Raw genomic sequence first — 18290 nt, 5'->3', positions numbered from 1 at the left:
ACTGGCCAGCGATGAGGCCCTCAGCTACAGCACAATACTCATGCCGTCATACGCCACTTCAACATTGCGCCGAACCAGCTCCGCGCGTTCCGGGGAGTCCTCGTCGAGAATCGGGTTGGTGTTGTTGATGTGGATAAGCACCTTGCGCTGCTCGGGAAGCTGTTCCAGCACTTCGAGCATGCCGCCGGGGCCGTTCTGCGCCAGGTGGCCCATTTCGCGGCCGGTGCGGGTGCCGACACCACGGCGCTGCATTTCATCGTCGTCCCACATCGTCCCGTCCACCAGTACGCAATCGCTGCCGGCCATGATTTCCAGCAGCGGCGCGTCGACCTTGCCCAGGCCTGGCGCATAGAACAGTTTGCCGCCGGTGCTGAGGTCTTCGACGATCAGGCCGATGTTGTCGCCCGGGTGCGGGTCGAAGCGGTGCGGCGAGTAGGGCGGCGCGGCGCTGCGCAGCGGCAGCGGGGTGAAGCGCAGGTTCGGGCAGGCGGCTACGGTGAAGCTTTGGTCGAGTTCGATGCGGTTCCAGTCGAGCCCGCCGTTCCAGTGCTTGAGCATGGTGAACAGCGGGAAACCGGTGCTCAGGTCTTCGTGAACCATGTCCGTGCACCAGACCTGATGCGGGCAGCCTTCGCGCAGGCTGAGCAGGCCGGTGGTGTGGTCGATCTGGCTGTCCATCAAGATGATCGCGCTGATGCCGGTGTCACGCAGGGACCGGCCCGGTTGCATCGGGGCGAAGCTCTGGAGCTGCGCGCGGATGTCCGGCGAGGCATTGCACAGCACCCAATTCACGCCGTCATCGGAAATCGCGATGGACGATTGGGTACGGGCCTGGGCATTCAGGCTGCCGTCGCGAAAACCGGCGCAATTGACGCAGTTGCAGTTCCACTGCGGAAAACCGCCACCGGCGGCCGAACCCAGAATCTGGACGAACATGAACGCTCCATCATTTCAACGCTGAAAATAAAACGCCCCGGCGAGCCGAGGCGTTGCACTGCAGTGTTCTGCTTGAGGCAGGACTCAGCGGCTGGCGAAGTACATGGTGACTTCGAAGCCGATGCGCAGGTCGGTGTAAGCAGGTTTGGTCCAAGCCATCGGGTGACTCCTTTTTCAGGTGGGTGAGATAGCGCTATCCATAGGTATAGTCCACGGCAGCGCAGGGATGTTCCAAATAGTTAGGTGGCTATGTTACTCAAAATTTCAGAAGGTTGGCCCGTGAATCTTTGAGAAAGCTCCTTGCAGCCCCGGTAATGATCATTTTGCCGATTGCCATGGCGCGCCTGGCGCGGGGCCGTTGGCCAGGCCGTGCCAGCCGCCTTCGGCGCGGATCAGACGTTGTGCGGCGGTCAGCAATGCCGGGTGATCCAGTCGAGCGATGGCGCTGCGCAATTGCACCCGATAATCCGACGAGTGGCCGGCGAGTCGAGCCTGCCACAGGATCTCGGCCGCATCTTTGCCGGACAGGACGCTGTCATCGAATTGATCGGAAAGTGTCTGGCGTTGCCGGGCGAGGCCGGCGTCGTCGAGTTGTTCGACAAGGGCTGGCAGTCCTTCGAGAAACTGCTGAATGTGCTCGAGCAATTGCGCGGCGGTGGCCGAGGGCGATTGCACACCGAACAGTAATCCGGTCTGGCCGTGTAGCTGACGCAGGCCGCTGAACACCGCATAACCCAATTGCAGTTCGACTCTCAGGCGTTGGTAAAACGGTGTCTGGCACAGGTGGGCGAGCAGGCGCCACGCGGCTTCGTCGTCGATTTCACGGCTGGCGGTCGGACAGAACAGCAGCAAGGCGTGTTCGCTGGACGCGCTGTCGATCTGACTCCACCGGTATCCGTTATGGATTGCCGACGGTGAGGGGATTTGATTGTCCGGGATGCCCGGGATGCGGCTCAGGGCCAGGCCCATGGCTGACTGGGTCTGTGGGTTTAGCCCCAAAGCCAGACCGTCCCAGCTAGAAGTTGCCCACAGGTGCGCGGCGTCATCGGATTCACCTACCGCTGGCAGGTACAGTTCGGGCAGTACTTTGAGCAGCTGGCGGATCGGTATCAGCGCCGTTTTCGGTTCGCCTTTTGCGCAATCGACGCCCACTTGTGTCAGAGATTTCAGCGCGTGTTCCAGCACAACAGGCAGCGTGTCCTGCAGGCCGTTGAGTCTCAACAGCCACTGATTACCTGTGGCGCTGAAGGACAACTCGACTCCGGCCAGACGTGCGTCGTCGGAAACCTCCCGCAGACTGCGTTGCAGTTTCGCCTGCAGCTCGGCCGTGGCCGCCGCCTCTGTCTGCCAGCGCACATACACCGCCCCTTCGTCGCTGTTGTCCGGCAGCGCCTGGCTGAATTGCATCGGCGAACGTTCGCGGCGGTTGCGCGAGCGATCCTGAGCAAACGTGCGCAGGCCTCGGTGGGCGCTGGTCTGGCCGCGGATAAGTCCGGCGTTGGCCAGCGGCTCGGCTGCGCGCAGAAACGGGTTGGCAGCGGGCAGGTGCCAGTGATTGCTGAAGTTATCCACAGTGCCGATTTTGCCGAGAATCACATTGAGCGCCGCAACGGCTGATTCAGAAAGCCCTCTTTCGAGTTGTTCGCTGTCTAGTCGCGCAAGCTGCAATGCACCGCTGACCTGCTGCTGGCGTTGATGCTGTGCCGAATATTCCTCGCGAAGTGCCGGCCAGTCTTGCTGCGCAGCGAAGAAGCTCAGCCCGTCGAGAAACTGTGCCTGGATGGCGTCGAGTGATCCGGATGCCGCCGTGAATTGAAGATGCAGCAACGCCTGCTCAGCAAACTGATACAGCACACAGGCCTGTAAATCTTCCGCAAGCCCCATCTGCTGCAAATGCGCGAGCAACCCGCCGGGTTTGGCGCTGTTCAACCAGTGACAGAGAAACGCCAGCGCTTCGGCCGACGACTCCGGCAACTCCTCCAACGCAAACAGCAGGTTGCCGTGCCAATCGCCGGCCTGTTGATAACTTGCCTGTGGATTATTCATCAAGCGAACGGGCGCTGCCTGGGCAGTTTTATCCCCTGGCGTCAGCATGGCGGCAAACTGTTCGGCCAGCGCTCGCAGTTCTTCAACACTCTGCGGCCCGACCAGGCTCAGGCTCATCTGCCCGGTGCGGTAAAACTGCTGATGAAAGTCTTTCAACGCCTGCTGAAAATCCGCTTGATCTACCGGCAGGCTTTCGCGGTTTCCGGCATGAAAGCCGCGCAAAGGATGTGCTGCCGCCAGCCCCTCGAACAGCGCCTCTTTCTGCTGAGCCGCCGCATCCTGCGACCACGCAATAAACTCTGCCTGCAATACTTCCCGTTCCCGCAACTGATCGTCCGGATTCATACGCGGATGGGCGAGCATGTCTGACAGGCGCTCCAGCCCACCGCTGAAGGACGCTGGCGGCAACTCAAAGAAGAAATCGGTGGTGCGCTCGCGGGTGCTGGCATTCACCTGGCCGCCGTGACCTTGTACATAGGCCATCAGCCCTTGCTGTGCAGGAAAGCGCTCGGTGCCGAGGAACAGCAAATGCTCAAGGAAATGCGCCAGCCCCGGCCACGCCAATGGCACGTCATGACTGCCGGCAGCCACCCGCAACGCAGCGGCGCTGCGCTTCAGGCCGGGCACGTGACGCAGGGTCACGCGCAAGCCGTTGGCCAGGGTTTCGGTGTGGGGGCGGGGGTGAGTCGGCGCAGGCATGGGCACTTCCAGAACAGTGAAGTGCCAATGCTAGCGGATTAGCGCTTGCTGAGCGCGTCGTAAAGTTCGGGGCGGCGGTCGTTGAAGTAGCGGTTGGCGCTACGGGAGTCGGCCATCAACTGGCGATCCAGCTCGCCGACGATCAGTGCTTCGTCCAGTCCGGCCTTTGCGATGCGGCTGCCATCCGGCGCGGCAATGCTGCTTTGTCCGCAGTAATGGATGTCGCCTTCGTGGCCGCAGTAGTTGGCGTAAGCCACGTAGCACTGGTTTTCAAAGGCGCGGGAGCGGACGGAAACATCGGCAATGAAGTCGAAAGGAATCATGTTGGCTGTCGGTACCAGAATCAGCTCGGCGCCTTCGAGGGCCAGGCGCCGGGCGTTTTCCGGGAATTCCAGGTCGTAGCAGATCAGAAAACCGAGCTTCCAGCCGTTGAGCTCGACGATGGGAAAGTCGCCATCGCCGGGGCTGAACATCGAACGGTCCAGATCACCGAACAGATGCGTCTTGCGGTAATTGCACAGGCGCTCACCGTTCGAGTCGATCAGTTGCACGGCGTTATAGATCTGTCCTTCGGCGGTTCGCTCCGGGTAACCGTAAAGAATTGCCAGACCGGCAGCCTTGGCGATTCGTCCAATCTGCTGCGCCCATTCACCGTTGTGGACCTCGGCCAATGTCGCAACCGCCTCCTTGCCGATGTTGTAGCCGGTCAGGAACATTTCCGGCACCACCAGCAGATCGGCGCCTTTGGCCTCCATCGCCAGTTGATGCAGGCGCTGGAGGTTGGCAGCAGGTTCCAGTGGCAGCGGTGGACATTGGTAAAGGGCTACACGCATCAGGGATTCCTCTTACTCGGGCAGGGCGATCGGGCCGATGTCGTTGAACACATCTCCCGGGCCGGGGTTCTCTTTATGTGTGGACCCGCCGAAGTGCTTCATGATTCCCCATACCGCGTTGAGCGAAGTCTGCACCGCGCCCTCGACCCACGCTGGCGTCCACGACACGTCGTCGCCGGCGATGAAAATCCCGCGCTGCTCCGGCGGCATGTCGTCCTGCATGAAGTGTGCGTACATGCGCTGGTTGTAGCGATAGTGGCCGGGCAGGGCGCCCTTGAACGCGCCGAGGAAGTGCGGATCGGCTTCCCACGATACGGTGATCGGATCGCCGATGATTCGCGCGGCGATGTCGACTTTCGGGTAGATCTTCTTCAACGCATCCAGCGCCAGCTTCACGCGTTTTTCCACCGGGTGCGGGAGCATCTTCAGCGCATCGCTCATCCACGAGTACGACAGGCAGATCACGCCCGGTTTATCGTCGCCGTTGTCGAACAGGTAAGTACCACGGGTCAGGCGATCGGTGAGGGTCATGCTCATCAGATCGCGACCGGTTTCCGGATCCTTGTCCTTCCAGAACGGGCGGTCGACCATCACGAACGTTTTCGACGATTGCATGTAGCGCGTGCGGTCCAGTGCCATCCACATCTTTTGCGAGAACAGGGTTTCGTCGCATTCGATCTGGGTGGTCAGCAGCCAGCTCTGGCAGGTGGTCAGTACGGCCGCATATTCGCGGGTGTCGCCGTTGTTGTCGGTGACTGCGAAACGCCCGTCGGGTGCGTGAGCAATTTTCTTTACCCCGGAGCGCGGTGCGCCGTGGTGCAGCGATTTCAGGCTGGTGCCCTGTGGCCAGTGGACGCAGCGCTCCGGCGCATGACGCCAGATACCCTGTGGCACTTGTTCCACACCGCCGACCACCAGATGTTGGTGATCGTCGCAGTTGGTCATCACCACGCGGAAAATTTCCAGCATCGAGTTGGGGAAGTCCGAATCCCAGCCGCCGGTGCCGAAACCGACCTGGCCGAACACTTCGCGGTGATGGAACGACAATTTGGCGAAAGCTTTGGAGGTGGCGACGAAGTCGTAGAACGTGCGGTCGTCCCATAGCGGCACCAGGGTGTTCCACAATTCTTTGAGGCGTGGCACGTCACGGTCACGAATCGCTTGCTGGATATCCGAAAACTGCGAGCCGGCCTCCAGAGCGTCAGCCCAGGCATCGGCAACTTCCTGGAACAGTGCAGGAAGATCCTTCAGGCTTTGTGCGTAATGAGTTTTGCCTTCCAGGTCGATCACGGTACTGCCGGACGCCGCCGTCAGCGGGTTGGGGAAGGGCTTGGTTTCCAGACCGAGTTTGTCGACGTAGTGATAGAACGCGGTGGACGACACCGGAAAACGCATGCCGCCGAGTTCGGCGACGATGCCATCGGTGCCATTGAACGCTTGCGAACGCAGACGGCCGCCGAGCTTCGAGGCCTCATACACGACGGGTTTCAAGCCGAGTTTCATCAGCTCATAAGCCGCCACCAGACCGGCGATACCGGCCCCGACGATTGCCACTTCGGCACCGTGATTGTGCTCGGGAATGCTGCCGAGGCCGGCCGGGTGTTCAATCCAGTCGTCGAAGGCGAAAGGGAAGTCCGGGCCAAAAATGGTGACTGGTTTCTTACCGTCTGCAGGATGGCGATTGTTCTTGTTCATGGCTGACCTTGCTGGCGACCCGACGCTGGATGCGCGTCTGAGTATAGGAAAAGATGCCAGCCATTCTAGGGAGCGTAGAACACGTTAATAAGACGCAATGTGTCGTCGTTTTGAGCATTGATGCTGCAATATGACGAAGGCAGTGATCAGACTGGATGTCCGCGATCAATCTTGCTGCTGAGGATGATCGACGTCGTGGTCTTCTCTACCCCGTCTACACTGCCGATCTGATCCAGAAGCTGATCGAGCTGTTCCGGTGAATCAGTACGCAGCCACGCCACGTAATCGAATTCGCCACTCACTGCGCACAATTGCTGTACCTGAGCCATTGCGCTCAAGCGGCGCAGTACCTCTTTGCCGGAGCGTGGCTGCACCTTGATCCCGACGTAGGCCTGCAAACCGCCATCCACCACGCGTTGGCCCAGACGCACGCCATAACCTGTGATGACCTTGGCCTTTTCCAGCCTCGCCAGTCGCGAAGTCACGGTGGTACGGGCGATCCCCAATTGCCGGGCCAGCATCGCCACGCTCTCACGGGCATTGATTTGCAGGGCGGCGATCAGCTGGCGGTCGATTTCATCGAGCACGGGTGGGCGGATGTCGGGCAAGGGCAGGCTCCAGCGGTATGGATCAATGGGGCTGCATGTTACAGGCTCGTCACGCGAGGCGCTTGTAAGCGCTGATTGAGCGGCGGGGGATTAGGCAGTCATCGGATCGGGGGATTTTACCGAAACAAAAGAACAGACAAATGATTTGACTTGCCTGCTGCCTTTATCAAAAATGGCCTCAAGAGCGCGAAATCTGCTGCCTTGCAGGGCTTCAGCAGACGTAGGTACCTCAGCGATGCTGCAACATCGGTGTAAGGTGAGACCTCTTCATCCCATTTCCTGAGGATGCCAATATCAGGATTCAAATATTCAAGGGGAGCCAACAGGCTCCCCTTTTTGTTTGTCCTGAAGAACGTATCTCTTGTAGAGAAGCTCGCCTTGGCGGTGCTTGTTCATCGCTCTAGCCGGGGCATGCATGAAGTTCCACAGGACATGTCCGTGCCTGACATCCACCACGACGAGCATGTCATTCTTTGCCTCGTAGGCATTGATGAAGGCCATGCGGTATCCGCCGTTGTCGTACAGCACTCTCCATATTTCAAACGGTCCCGTCAGCGTATCAATCGCATGCCGAACGTAGCGCTCTCGTGAGTCAGCGCGTTTTTCGACGATGTGGGCAAGTTTGTCCCTCATGACCGCAACGTTTCCGATCGGGGTGAGGATGGTAACTGCGAGCAACGCTTCATCGATGAATCCGAAGTGAACCAGGAGAATTCTGAGGGCTCCTTGCGCATCGTCTGCCCTTTTCACTTCATCAATTGCGGCTGAGCGAAGCTCCCTGGCCAGCGTACGCAGGTCGGGCAGAGCTAAGTCGATCCATGTTTGTTGGCCACTAGATTCTTTTATCAGCGGCGCAGCATTCACGAGCATGAAAGTAATCCTTGGCGAACAGCGGCGCCCGGAGATTACTCGCTCGGAGAAAAGGCCAACAAGGCCGAAAACTGAGTGAAAACACAGCTTGGGAAATAACCTACAGACTTTGCGGTAGTCTTCCGAACATTGCGTTTGGGAAGAACGTAAACGCCAACCGACTGGCGAAAAAAAGCCGCGCGAGTGCGCGGCTTTTTCATGTTTGGTGGGCCCACACGGACTTGAACCGTGGACCAAAGGATTATGAGTCCTCTGCTCTAACCAACTGAGCTATAGGCCCTCAGTAGGCCGCGGATTATAGCGACGGTTTCTCGGCTGTGCTATCCGAAAAATCTGATACGGCTATACGAAGAAACGTCGCGGCGAACTCTTCAGGTGGCAGCGGCAGGCTGACGATGTAGCCCTGGATCTGTTCGCAGCCTTCGGCGGTGAGGAATTGTTGCTGGGCCTGGGTTTCCACGCCTTCGGCGATCACGGTGAATTGCATGCTGCGGCCCAGGGCGATGATTGCGCGCACGATTGCCGCGTCGTGCGGGTCGTCGGGCAGGCCGCGGACGAAAGACTGGTCGATCTTGAGGATGTCCAGTGGCAGGCGTTTGAGATAACTCAGTGAAGAATAACCGGTGCCGAAGTCGTCGATGGCCAGTTGCACGCCCAGGTGTTTGAGCTGGTGCAGCACCGCCAGCGCTTCTTCGGCCTGGCTCATGATGAAGTTTTCGGTAATTTCCAGTTGCAGTAATTCCGGCCGCAGGCGGTTGTCCTTGAGCAGTTGCTCGATGCGTCCCAGCAGGTTTGGCTGTCGCAGTTGCGCGCCGGCGAGGTTCACCGACAGCGGGCCGAGAGATTCGTAGATCTGGCCCCACTCGAACATCTGCCGGCAGGCGGTTTCCAGCACCCAGTCGCCGATTTGCAGGATCATCCCGTTCTCTTCCGCCAGCGGGATGAAGTGCTCTGGCGGCACTTCGCCGAAGTTCGGGTGGCGCCAGCGGATCAGGGCTTCGGCGCCGACCAGACTGTGATCGTCGAGGCTGATTTTCGGTTGGTAATAGAGGTACAACTCCTCGCGCTCGATGGCTCGGCGAAGTTCGTGCTCCAGCGCCACACGCTCGCTGGCCTGGGCGGTGAGATCGCGGGTGTAGCTTTCGACCCGGTTGCGGCCCTTGGCCTTGGAGCGATACATCGCCGCGTCCGCGTTCTTGATCAGGGTCGCAACATCGCAGCCGTCGCGCGGATAGAGGCTGGTGCCGATGCTGGCGCTGATGAAGAACTCATGCTCGCCGGCCTGGAAGGGTGCGCCAAAGCAGTTCAGTAGTTTGGTGGCGATGTTGTCGGCATCGCCGGGCTGTTGCAGGCCGGGCAACAGAATGATGAATTCATCGCCCCCCAGGCGCGCGACGGTGTCGATATCACGCAGCTGCTCCTTCAGGCGCACGGCGATCCCCTTGAGCAGCAGATCGCCGACCGGGTGACCGAGGCTGTCGTTGATGTGCTTGAAGCGGTCGAGGTCGAGAAACAGCACCGCACCTTGACCACCGTTTTCCTGCTGGCTATTGAGAGCCATCAACAGGCGACTTTCGAACAGCGTGCGGTTCGGCAGGCCGGTCAGCGGGTCGTGATGCGCCTGATAGTCGAGTTTGGCCTGGGCGTGCTTGAGGCTGGAGATATCGGCGAACACAGCAACGAAGTGGGTGATGAATTTGTCGCGGTTGCGCACGGCGCTGATGGTCAGCCAGCTCGGGTACAGCTCGCCGTTCTTGCGCCGGTTGGAGATTTCGCCCTGCCAATGACCTTCGGCAGTCAATTGATGCCACATCGCCGCGTAGAACGCGCTGTCGTGCAGGCCAGATGCAAGCAGGCGCGGAGTGTGACCGAGCGCTTCGCTTTCGCTGTAGCCGGTGATTTCGGTGAAGGCCCGGTTCACCGCGCTGATGTGTTGCTGGGTGTCGGTGATCAGCACGCCCTCGGCAGTGCTTTCGAACACGGTCGCGGCCTGTTGCAGTTTTTCCTGCATCAGGTGGCGTTCGGTAATGTCCCGGGCGATGGTCAGCATGCAATCTTCATCGCCGATCGGCAGCGGACGGCTGGATACCTCGCAGAGGCGGATCTGCCCGTCGCTGCGGCGGATATGGCAGCTGAAGTCGCGAACGAACCCGTCGCGGTGAAGCAGGTCGAGCATTTGCTTGCGTTCGTTAAGGTTGACCCAGATTCCCAGGTCCAGCGTCGAGCGATCCACCGACATGGCGCTGTTGAAACCGGTGATACGACTGAAACCTTCGTTGACTTCCAGCAGCAGACCATCGCTCTGGCGCGACAGCAGCAGACCGTCTGGCGAGGCGTGGAAGGCCTTGGCGAACTTCTCTTCGGAAGTTTGCAGTTGCTGTTGGGTTTCCTTGAGCTGGGTAATGTCGCGGACCACCACAACCAGCGCGGGAGTGGTGTCGAGCTCGAAGGGTTCGGCGGAAATCAGCCCGGTGAACACCTGGCCATTGTTGCGGCGAAAGGGCATCTCCAGATTGCGAATGCTGCCGGCCTGCAGCCGCTGAAGCAGGCCCGGGCCGACTCCGGGAATGCCCCAGATGTTGAGTTCGGTAGCGGTCTGGCCAATCACCTCTTCGGCCTTCAGCCCGATCTGTTCTTCGAAGGCTTCGTTGACCTCCAGCAGGCAGCCGTCGGATAGCCGGGCGATGACCAGAATGTCCGGGCATTGCTGGAATACCGAAGCGAATTTCTGTTCCGACAGGCGCAACGCCTCTTCGGTGCGCTTGGTTTCGCTGATGTCGATCATCAGGCCGCGCATCACCGGTTCGTGGCCATGTTCGATCAGGCTGACAATGTCACGCACCCACAAACAACGGCCGTCAGCGGTGATCACCCGGTAATCGAGACTGTGATCGCGCCCGGCCAGCACTTCGTGATCACAGAAGCTCTGGGCGCGAGTCAGATCGGCGGGGTGAATGATGTTGCGCCAGAAGCCTGGAATCAGCCAATGGGACAGCGGATAGCCGAGCAGATCCTCGGCGTGGGGCGAAACATAGCTGTAGGTGAAGTCACTGATCCGCGCTTCCCAGGCGATGGCCGAAAGACTCTCAACCAGTCCGCGATAGTGGTATTCGCTGCTGCGCAGTTCCTGTTCGAGATCGATACGTCGGGCGATCTCCGAACTCAGGCGACGGTTGATGCGGATCACCATCGCCAGGACGATGACCAGAAGCAATAGCCCCGGTAAACCGTAAACCAGCAGATCCGACCAGAATGTCCGGTGATCGAGGACGTTGCCGACCCAATGTTCCTGAATGCTGCTGATTTCCTCCGGGGACATGTCGGCCAGCACCTTGTCCAGAATCCCCACCAGCACCTTGTTGTCACGCGGGACGCCCATCGCCAGTTGATAGCGGTAAGGGGTTTCGCCGCTGACATACAAACCATCCAGTTTGAGCTGACGCAGGCTCCAGACGCTGGAGGCCAGATCGCCGACCACCGCGTCCACTTCATCGGTGGCCAAGGCCTGCAACGCGGAGCTGACGTTGGGCATCGCCACCAGATTCAGGTCGGGATGATGTGTGCGCAGCAGCTCATGGGGCGCGTAGTTCTCGACCACGGCGATTTTCAAACCGTAAAGCTCCTCGAGCTTGCGCGGTTGCGGGCCGCCGACATGGGCGAGGATGACGATCGGAAAGTCGAGATAGGGGCGAGTGAAAGACAGGTAGCTCTGGCGCTCCGGGGTGGACATGATGCCCGGCAGCAGGTCGATCGTGCCGTTTTTCGCCTGTTCGAGCACGACTGTCCAGCTCACCGGCTCGATGGGGGTAAGTTTGACCGCCAGGCGTTGGCGAATCACATCGATATAGTCCGCCGCCAGGCCCTGATAGCGGTTCTGGTCGTCGCGAAACTCGAAGGGCGGCCACGACGCATCGACACCCAGTCGCAAGTCCGGGTGAGCCGCCAGCCAGCTACGTTCTTCATCGGTCAGAGTCAGCGCGTCAGCCGTTGCGGTCCAGATCATCAGTGACAGCAAAAAAAGCACGGACGCCAGTCTGGGCATAACGGTCTCGTTATGGCTCGGGGGAATGTTTCGAGTGTAGACGGGCTGTGCGCGGGGGGAGGGCGGAGCTGGGTATTTAATCTGCCATATAAACAAAACCCCCGGCCTGGGCCGGGGGTTATGGTGTCACTCGTCGAGGAAGGAGCGCAGATGCTCGCTTCGCGTCGGGTGGCGCAGCTTGCGCAGCGCCTTGGCTTCGATCTGACGGATCCGCTCACGGGTCACGTCAAACTGTTTGCCGACTTCTTCGAGCGTATGGTCGGTGTTCATGTCGATACCGAAACGCATGCGCAGTACCTTGGCTTCACGGGCAGTAAGGCCGGACAGCACTTCGCGGGTCGCTTCTTTCAGGCTCTCAACAGTGGCGACATCGATTGGCGACTGCATGGTCGAGTCTTCGATGAAGTCACCCAGATGGGAGTCTTCGTCATCACCGATCGGGGTTTCCATGGAGATCGGCTCTTTGGCGATCTTCAATACCTTGCGGATCTTGTCCTCAGGCATTTCCATGCGTTCACCCAGCTCTTCCGGGGTCGGTTCGCGACCCATTTCCTGCAGCATCTGACGGGAAATGCGGTTGAGCTTGTTGATCGTCTCGATCATGTGCACCGGAATACGGATGGTGCGGGCCTGGTCGGCGATCGAGCGAGTGATCGCCTGACGGATCCACCAGGTGGCATAAGTCGAGAACTTGTAACCACGACGGTATTCGAACTTGTCCACCGCTTTCATCAGACCGATGTTGCCTTCCTGGATCAGATCGAGGAATTGCAGGCCACGGTTGGTGTACTTCTTGGCAATCGAGATCACCAGACGCAAGTTCGCTTCAACCATCTCTTTCTTCGCGCGGCGGGCTTTCGCCTCACCGATCGACATGCGGCGGTTGATGTCCTTGATCTCGGCGATGGTCAGGCCGGTCTCGGTTTCCAGCGCGGTCAGCTTCTGCTGGCAACGGATGATGTCCGGTTGCACGCGAGCGATGGCTTCGGCGTACTTGCTCTTGCCTTTGGCCAGGGCGTCGGACCAGCTTTCGTCGACTTCGTTGCCCGGGAACTGGCGCAGGAAGTCGGCACGCGGCATACGTGCATCACGTACGCACAGCTGCATGATCGCGCGCTCTTGCTGACGCAGACGATCCAGGGCACTGCGAACACGCTCGACCAGGGCTTCGAATTGCTTCGGCACCAGTTTGATCGGCATGAACAGATCGGCCAGGGCCAACAGTTCAGCAATCGCCGCCTTGTTGTGACGACCGTGCTTTTTCAGGGCCTTGCGGGTGATTTCCATCTGGTCGGCCACGGCGCCGAAACGCTGGGCAGCAATGACCGGATCCGGACCGCTTTCGGCTTCTTCTTCGTCATCGGAAGCTTCGGTATCGTCATCGTCGTCGGACTCTTCCGCTTTCGCCGCTTTCGCGTCGATCGGCGGCGGTACTTCGGCGGCAGGCGGCGTAATGCCGTCGTCCGGGTCGATGTAGCCGCTCAGAACGTCGGACAGGCGACCACCTTCGGTGGTAACGCGAGTGTACTCGGAGAGAATATGGTCAACCGTGCCAGGGAAGTGCGCGATGGCGCTCATCACTTCGCGGATGCCTTCTTCGATACGCTTGGCGATTTCGATTTCGCCTTCACGAGTCAGAAGCTCGACCGTACCCATTTCACGCATGTACATGCGCACCGGGTCTGTGGTGCGACCGATATCGGTCTCCACCGCCGCCAACGCAGCGGCTGCTTCTTCCGCAGCGGCCTCGTCGGTATCGGCGTCGGCCAGCATAAGGGCGTCCGCATCCGGAGCACTCTCGTGTACGGGGATCCCCATGTCGTTAATCATGCGGATGATGTCTTCCACCTGCTCCGGATCTGAAATATCCTCGGGCAGGTGGTCGTTGACCTCGGCGTAAGTCAGATACTTCTGCTCACGACCCAGTTTGATCAACTCAATAATACGAGACTGCTGTTGCGCTTTTCCGGACATAACACCCTATCCACTGAAGGTCTTGGCGGGCAAAAAACAAGCCGAGGATTATACCTGAGCTATGACCTCACGCGCCAGTTGAGGTCGGGTTTGATGCGGAAACATTGCGACTTAAAAGGTCGCGCAGTTGATTTTTCTCATCAGTGCTCAGTTCGCTTTGACGCGCTTTCCTGAGCAGTTGTTCCAGATTTCGCTCGCGTTGGCGGGCTGACAAGCTAGTAATGGTGTCGAAAAACTGTTGTTCAAGGTTGTCTCCGTCAATCAACCATTCCTTTTCCGCCAGCGCCTTGAGCAGGCGGCCCTGTTCGGTTCCGTGCCATCGCGCGATCAACTGAAATGAGTTTAGCTTGGGATTCTTCTGTACGGCTTCAAGCAGTGCCACCAGCAGTTGTGCGTTGGTCTGGTTCTCGTCCGCGAAGTGCCCGGCATTCTCGACTTTTTCCGCCAGTTGCGGGTGATGCAGCAAGGTTCTCAGGGCGGCCAGTGTCGGTGGTTCGACGGCGGCCGGCACGCGTGGGGCACGTGGTTGATCACGATCACCGCCACGCTTGCCATTTTTGTCCCATGGCTTCTTGTCCCATTTCTTGCCGCCGGCGCCGGGTTTCTTCGGCGTCCATTCCTGCTGCGGCACATACATGTCCTGTGCCTGCGGCTGATGGTAGTCGCTGTAGTCCGGCATGGCGTCGTAATCGATGCCGGGGTCGTAGGCCGGCGGCGCTTCCTGCGGAGCGCTCTGGGCCAACTGGCTGACGCTTTCGCTGCTCAGGCCGGTGATCTCGGTCAGGCGCTGGCGCATCAGGATGCGCAGGTTGGCGCCAGGGATCTTGTCGATCAACGGTGCTGCGAGCGTGGCCATGTGGGCCTTGCCCTCCAGCGAGCGCGGGTCGGCTTCTTCGGTCAGTTGTTGGAAAAAGTAGTCCGCCAGCGGCTGAGCATGCTGATTGATCCGGGCGCGGAAGGCATCAGTGCCCTCGGCACGAATCAACGTATCCGGGTCTTCGCCTTCAGGCAGAAACAGAAAGCGTGCACGACGCCCGTCCTGCAGGCTGGACAGTGTTGCTTCCAGCGCACGCCAGGCGGCGTTGCGGCCGGCCTGGTCGCCGTCGAAGCAAAACAGCACGTTCGGCACGACGCGAAACAGGCGTTTGAGGTGTTCTTCGCTGGTCGCGGTGCCCAGTGTCGCCACAGCGTTGCGCAGGCCTTGCTGGGCGAGGGCGATGACGTCCATATAGCCCTCGACGACGATGATTTCGTCGAGGTTGCGATTGTTTTTGCGGGCTTCGTAAAGGCCATAGAGTTCCTGGCCTTTATGGAAAACCGGAGTTTCCGGCGAGTTCAGGTATTTGGGTTTGTCGTCGCCGAGCACCCGGCCGCCGAAAGCGATGATCCGCCCGCGGGTGTCGCGTATCGGGAACATCACGCGATCGCGGAAGCGGTCATAGCGTTTGCCGGTTTCGGCATTCTCGATCAGCAGGCCGGCTTCGATCATGGCCTTCTGCTGCAAGGTGTCGCTGCTCAAGTGTTTGAGCAGGTTGTCCCAGCCCGGCGGTGCAAATCCGAGGCCGAAGTCTCGGGCGATCTCGCCGGTCAGGCCGCGTCCCTTGAGGTAATCCACCGCCGCCTTGCGTGCCGGATGGCTCTTTAGAGCCTGCCGGTAAAAGTCGGCCGCGGCGGTGAGTAGCGGGTACAGCGGAGAGTCGGTCGGTTGGCGCGGTTTGTTCGAGCGGCCGCCTTCTTCACGCGGGACTTCCATGCCGGCGGCTTTGGCCAGATCCTCGACGGCCTGGGGGAAGTCCAGGTTGTCGTGATCCATGAGAAAGCCGAGGGCGTTGCCGCCGGCGCCGCAGCCAAAGCAGTAATAGAACTGCTTGTCGGGGCTGACGCTGAACGACGGGGTTTTCTCTTTATGGAACGGGCAGCAGGCGGTGTAGTTCTTGCCGGCCTTCTTCAATTGCACGCGCGAGCTGACCACATCGACGATGTCGGTGCGGTTCAGAAGGTCGTCAATGAAGCTCTGGGGAATCAGCCCGGCCATGGCGTTCTCGTCTGCGCTGTAAAGGGTCCGATGCGAAAGGGCGCCGGACGCGGGTCATTGAGTGATGCGCGCACATGGGGCGGCTCGACCGGTGTCGTTTGCGTAATCGCTGTCGGGAAGTGTATCTGCCGAAAATTCACTGACGTTAGTACTCATCAGTCTTCGACTATTCGAAAATGTTGCGCTGAATCCGCTGACGGCCTGTAATCGGCCTCGGATAGCTCATGAAGCGGGCACGCAGCAGGTGCCTTGGGCTGATCGTCGTAAGAGGAATCAGTGGGTGTGCTCGTCAGTAGCCTTGAAAGGCTCGTCAGAAAAGACGTGCACCGCTGGCAAAAGAGCCAGGCCTGACGCGGTGAAGCGGGTTTGTCTCGGTCGCATCTGCGGCTTCGACGGTGAAGCATCAAGCGTTTTACGCAAATGCCATTAGCCCGGCTGAGGGCCGGGCTTGGCAGAAGCTTGCTACGATCGTCTGCGTATTAGTACAGACGAACGGCGCGGCGCTGTTCGCGCTGAACTTTCTTGGCATGACGCTTAACAGCAGCAGCTGCCTTGCGCTTACGCTCAGAAGTTGGCTTCTCGTAAAATTCGCGGCTACGAACTTCAGCCAGTACACCGGCTTTTTCGCAGGAGCGCTTGAAACGACGCAGAGCTACGTCGAAGGGTTCGTTCTCTTTAACTTTGACGGCTGGCATCCAGAGCTACCTTCATTCATTACCGGGGTCAACATCCTCGCGGCAAAAGAGCACTTGAAGACGTCGGTTTTTAAGGGTTGCGGATGTTAACCCCTCATCGCTCGGAATGCAAAGCCTCTGATCGAAAACCGCTGGTCGGGGCATCACGCGGCGACTATTATGCGCGCCTTCGAATTCAGCCTAAACAAGGCGCAAACCCATGCTAGTACTGGGATTAGAAACTTCCTGCGACGAAACCGGCGTCGCTTTGTACGACAGCGAGCGCGGCCTGCTGGCCGACGCGCTGTTCAGTCAGATCGACCTGCATCGCGTCTATGGCGGCGTCGTGCCGGAGCTGGCTTCGCGCGATCACGTCAAGCGCATGCTGCCCCTGATTCGTCAGGTGCTGGCCGAGTCCGATTGCGTACCGACCGAGATCGACGCCATCGCCTACACCGCGGGTCCCGGCCTGGTCGGGGCGTTGCTGGTGGGGGCTTCCTGCGCCCAGGCGCTGGCTTTTGCCTGGGGCATTCCGGCGCTCGGCGTGCACCACATGGAAGGCCACTTGCTGGCGCCGATGCTTGAACCAAAGCCGCCGGAGTTCCCGTTCGTCGCTTTGTTGGTCTCCGGTGGTCATACGCAGTTGGTTCAGGTCGATGGTATCGGCCAATACAGCCTGCTTGGCGAGACGCTGGACGATGCGGCGGGCGAAGCGTTCGACAAGACCGCAAAAATGATGGGCCTGAATTATCCGGGCGGACCGGAAATCGCCAAGCTGGCAGAGAAGGGCGTCGCAGGACGTTTCACCTTTCCGCGTCCGATGTGTGATCGCCCGGGTCTGGATTTCAGCTTCAGCGGCCTGAAGACCTTCGCCCTCAACACCTGGCAGCAGTGCGTCAGCGCCGGGGACGACAGCGAGCAAGCCCGTTGCGACATCGCGCTGGCGTTCCAGCAGGCCGTGGTGGAGACTTTGACCATCAAGTGCAAGCGTGCCCTTAAGCAGGCCGGCATGAAGCGCCTGGTGATCGCCGGCGGCGTCAGTGCCAACAAGGCGTTGCGTGTTTCGCTGGAGAAAATGCTCGGCGACATGAAGGGCGATGTGTTCTATGCCCGTCCCCAGTTTTGCACCGATAACGGCGCGATGATCGCGTTTGCCGGTTGCCAGCGTTTGCAGGCCGGTCAGCAGGAAAGCCTGGCGATCAGTGTGCAGGCGCGCTGGCCGATGGAGCAGCTGTCGGCGCTGTGATGAGCGGTGCTCACTTGCGGTATTTAAAAATGCCGTTCGCGCCCGGCGAACAGGTCGCGTAGATTGCCCCGGTGGCGCCAGACGATCAGCAGAGTCAGCGTGCTCATCGGCAATAGCGCTGCCGGTTCCTGCCAGGCCAGCAACGGCAGGGTCAGCGGAGTGGCGATCAGCGCCGCCAGCGAGCTGGTGCGGGTCAGGTAGAACGTCAGCAGCCAGGTGCATACGGCCAGCAGCGCGGCGGGTGGATACAGGGCCAGCAGCATGCCGGCTGCCGTGGCAACGCCCTTGCCACCGCGAAAGCGGAAGTACAACGGGAACAGGTGACCGATCACGGCGCAGACGCCGATCCACGCCTGATCCTGCAGCGAAAGGCCCACAGCCGAGGCAATCAGCACCGGCAACAGGCCTTTGCACAGGTCACCCAGCAGGGTCAGGATTGCGAGTTTGCGTCCGGCCAGGCGCAGCATGTTGGTGGCGCCGGCATTACCCGAGCCACTCATTCGCGGATCCGGATTTCCGGTCAGGCGGCTGAGCAAAATGGCGAAGGACAGAGAGCCGAGCAGGTAGGCGAGGATCGCCAGTAACCAAAACATGCTAACTATTCCGGGCGAGGACGCCCTGATTCTAACGGC

13 protein-coding genes and 1 tRNA gene are annotated in these 18290 nt (G+C 60.0%); 1 reads left to right on the top strand and 13 read right to left on the bottom strand.

Features of this window, described 5'->3' with window-relative positions:
* Nucleotides 1-24: 24 nt before the first annotated feature.
* From pqqB to rpsU, 12 genes are all read right to left on the bottom strand, one after another.
* Entirely contained in the window at nt 25-936 is a 912-nt protein-coding gene (gene pqqB, locus CAF73_RS12425; protein ID WP_085702839.1) for a pyrroloquinoline quinone biosynthesis protein PqqB, read from the bottom strand.
* A gap of 84 nt (nt 937-1020) precedes the next feature.
* Entirely contained in the window at nt 1021-1095 is a 75-nt protein-coding gene (gene pqqA / locus CAF73_RS12420) for a pyrroloquinoline quinone precursor peptide PqqA (protein WP_003444522.1), read from the bottom strand.
* A 159-nt stretch (nt 1096-1254) separates the two neighbouring features.
* On the bottom strand, nt 1255-3681 hold the full coding sequence (gene pqqF / locus CAF73_RS12415; RefSeq protein ID WP_085702838.1) for a pyrroloquinoline quinone biosynthesis protein PqqF: 2427 nt from the start codon (nt 3679-3681) through the stop codon (nt 1255-1257).
* A gap of 38 nt (nt 3682-3719) precedes the next feature.
* The gene (locus tag CAF73_RS12410; RefSeq protein WP_085702837.1) at nt 3720-4514 is read right to left on the bottom strand and encodes a carbon-nitrogen hydrolase family protein; all 795 of its coding nucleotides are present in this window, start codon (nt 4512-4514) and stop codon (nt 3720-3722) included.
* A 12-nt stretch (nt 4515-4526) separates the two neighbouring features.
* Complete coding sequence (locus tag CAF73_RS12405; protein WP_085702836.1) at nt 4527-6209, bottom strand: NAD(P)/FAD-dependent oxidoreductase; 1683 nt, start codon at nt 6207-6209, stop codon at nt 4527-4529.
* A gap of 146 nt (nt 6210-6355) precedes the next feature.
* On the bottom strand, nt 6356-6817 hold the full coding sequence (locus CAF73_RS12400; protein ID WP_007959884.1) for an Lrp/AsnC family transcriptional regulator: 462 nt from the start codon (nt 6815-6817) through the stop codon (nt 6356-6358).
* Nucleotides 6818-7126: 309 nt separating this feature from the next.
* The gene (locus CAF73_RS12395) at nt 7127-7687 is read right to left on the bottom strand and encodes a PBECR2 nuclease fold domain-containing protein (protein WP_085702835.1); all 561 of its coding nucleotides are present in this window, start codon (nt 7685-7687) and stop codon (nt 7127-7129) included.
* Nucleotides 7688-7890: 203 nt separating this feature from the next.
* Nucleotides 7891-7967 (bottom strand) — tRNA-Ile (locus CAF73_RS12390).
* A 15-nt stretch (nt 7968-7982) separates the two neighbouring features.
* On the bottom strand, nt 7983-11729 hold the full coding sequence (locus tag CAF73_RS12385; RefSeq protein WP_085697724.1) for a bifunctional diguanylate cyclase/phosphodiesterase: 3747 nt from the start codon (nt 11727-11729) through the stop codon (nt 7983-7985).
* 126 nt (nt 11730-11855) lie between these two features.
* Entirely contained in the window at nt 11856-13703 is a 1848-nt protein-coding gene (gene rpoD / locus CAF73_RS12380; protein WP_085697723.1) for an RNA polymerase sigma factor RpoD, read from the bottom strand.
* A 67-nt stretch (nt 13704-13770) separates the two neighbouring features.
* The gene (gene dnaG / locus CAF73_RS12375; RefSeq protein ID WP_085702834.1) at nt 13771-15738 is read right to left on the bottom strand and encodes a DNA primase; all 1968 of its coding nucleotides are present in this window, start codon (nt 15736-15738) and stop codon (nt 13771-13773) included.
* Nucleotides 15739-16217: 479 nt separating this feature from the next.
* Nucleotides 16218-16433: a 30S ribosomal protein S21 gene (gene rpsU, locus CAF73_RS12370; RefSeq protein WP_002551877.1), complete on the bottom strand. Its 216-nt coding sequence runs from the start codon at nt 16431-16433 to the stop codon at nt 16218-16220.
* A gap of 199 nt (nt 16434-16632) precedes the next feature.
* Here rpsU and tsaD point away from each other — a divergent pair, with 199 nt between their 5' ends.
* Nucleotides 16633-17658: a tRNA (adenosine(37)-N6)-threonylcarbamoyltransferase complex transferase subunit TsaD gene (gene tsaD / locus CAF73_RS12365; RefSeq protein ID WP_085697721.1), complete on the top strand. Its 1026-nt coding sequence runs from the start codon at nt 16633-16635 to the stop codon at nt 17656-17658.
* Between the two features lie 23 nt (nt 17659-17681).
* On the opposite strand, the gene plsY is transcribed toward tsaD, so the two are convergent.
* Nucleotides 17682-18251, bottom strand: coding sequence for a glycerol-3-phosphate 1-O-acyltransferase PlsY (plsY, locus tag CAF73_RS12360; protein ID WP_085697720.1), 570 nt, complete (start codon nt 18249-18251; stop codon nt 17682-17684).
* Between the last annotated feature and the right edge of the window lie 39 nt (nt 18252-18290).

Origin of the sequence: Pseudomonas sp. B15(2017), from assembly GCF_002113215.1 — a bacterium.
Classification (GTDB): domain Bacteria; phylum Pseudomonadota; class Gammaproteobacteria; order Pseudomonadales; family Pseudomonadaceae; genus Aquipseudomonas.
Note: the sequence above shows the minus strand (reverse complement) of the source record. Positions and strands in the feature narration are given on the sequence as shown.

What these genes read in the sequence shown, in the direction of transcription:
- tsaD (WP_085697721.1), top strand. Translation starts at nt 16,633, where the DNA reads ATGCTAGTACTGGGATTAGAAACTTCCTGCGACGAAACCGGCGTCGCT.
- CAF73_RS12405 (WP_085702836.1), bottom strand. Translation starts at nt 6,209, where the DNA reads ATGAACAAGAACAATCGCCATCCTGCAGACGGTAAGAAACCAGTCACC.
- rpsU (WP_002551877.1), bottom strand. Translation starts at nt 16,433, where the DNA reads ATGCCAGCCGTCAAAGTTAAAGAGAACGAACCCTTCGACGTAGCTCTG.
- pqqF (WP_085702838.1), bottom strand. Translation starts at nt 3,681, where the DNA reads ATGCCTGCGCCGACTCACCCCCGCCCCCACACCGAAACCCTGGCCAAC.
- CAF73_RS12410 (WP_085702837.1), bottom strand. Translation starts at nt 4,514, where the DNA reads ATGCGTGTAGCCCTTTACCAATGTCCACCGCTGCCACTGGAACCTGCT.
- dnaG (WP_085702834.1), bottom strand. Translation starts at nt 15,738, where the DNA reads ATGGCCGGGCTGATTCCCCAGAGCTTCATTGACGACCTTCTGAACCGC.
- CAF73_RS12385 (WP_085697724.1), bottom strand. Translation starts at nt 11,729, where the DNA reads ATGCCCAGACTGGCGTCCGTGCTTTTTTTGCTGTCACTGATGATCTGG.
- rpoD (WP_085697723.1), bottom strand. Translation starts at nt 13,703, where the DNA reads ATGTCCGGAAAAGCGCAACAGCAGTCTCGTATTATTGAGTTGATCAAA.
- plsY (WP_085697720.1), bottom strand. Translation starts at nt 18,251, where the DNA reads ATGTTTTGGTTACTGGCGATCCTCGCCTACCTGCTCGGCTCTCTGTCC.
- pqqB (WP_085702839.1), bottom strand. Translation starts at nt 936, where the DNA reads ATGTTCGTCCAGATTCTGGGTTCGGCCGCCGGTGGCGGTTTTCCGCAG.
- CAF73_RS12395 (WP_085702835.1), bottom strand. Translation starts at nt 7,687, where the DNA reads ATGCTCGTGAATGCTGCGCCGCTGATAAAAGAATCTAGTGGCCAACAA.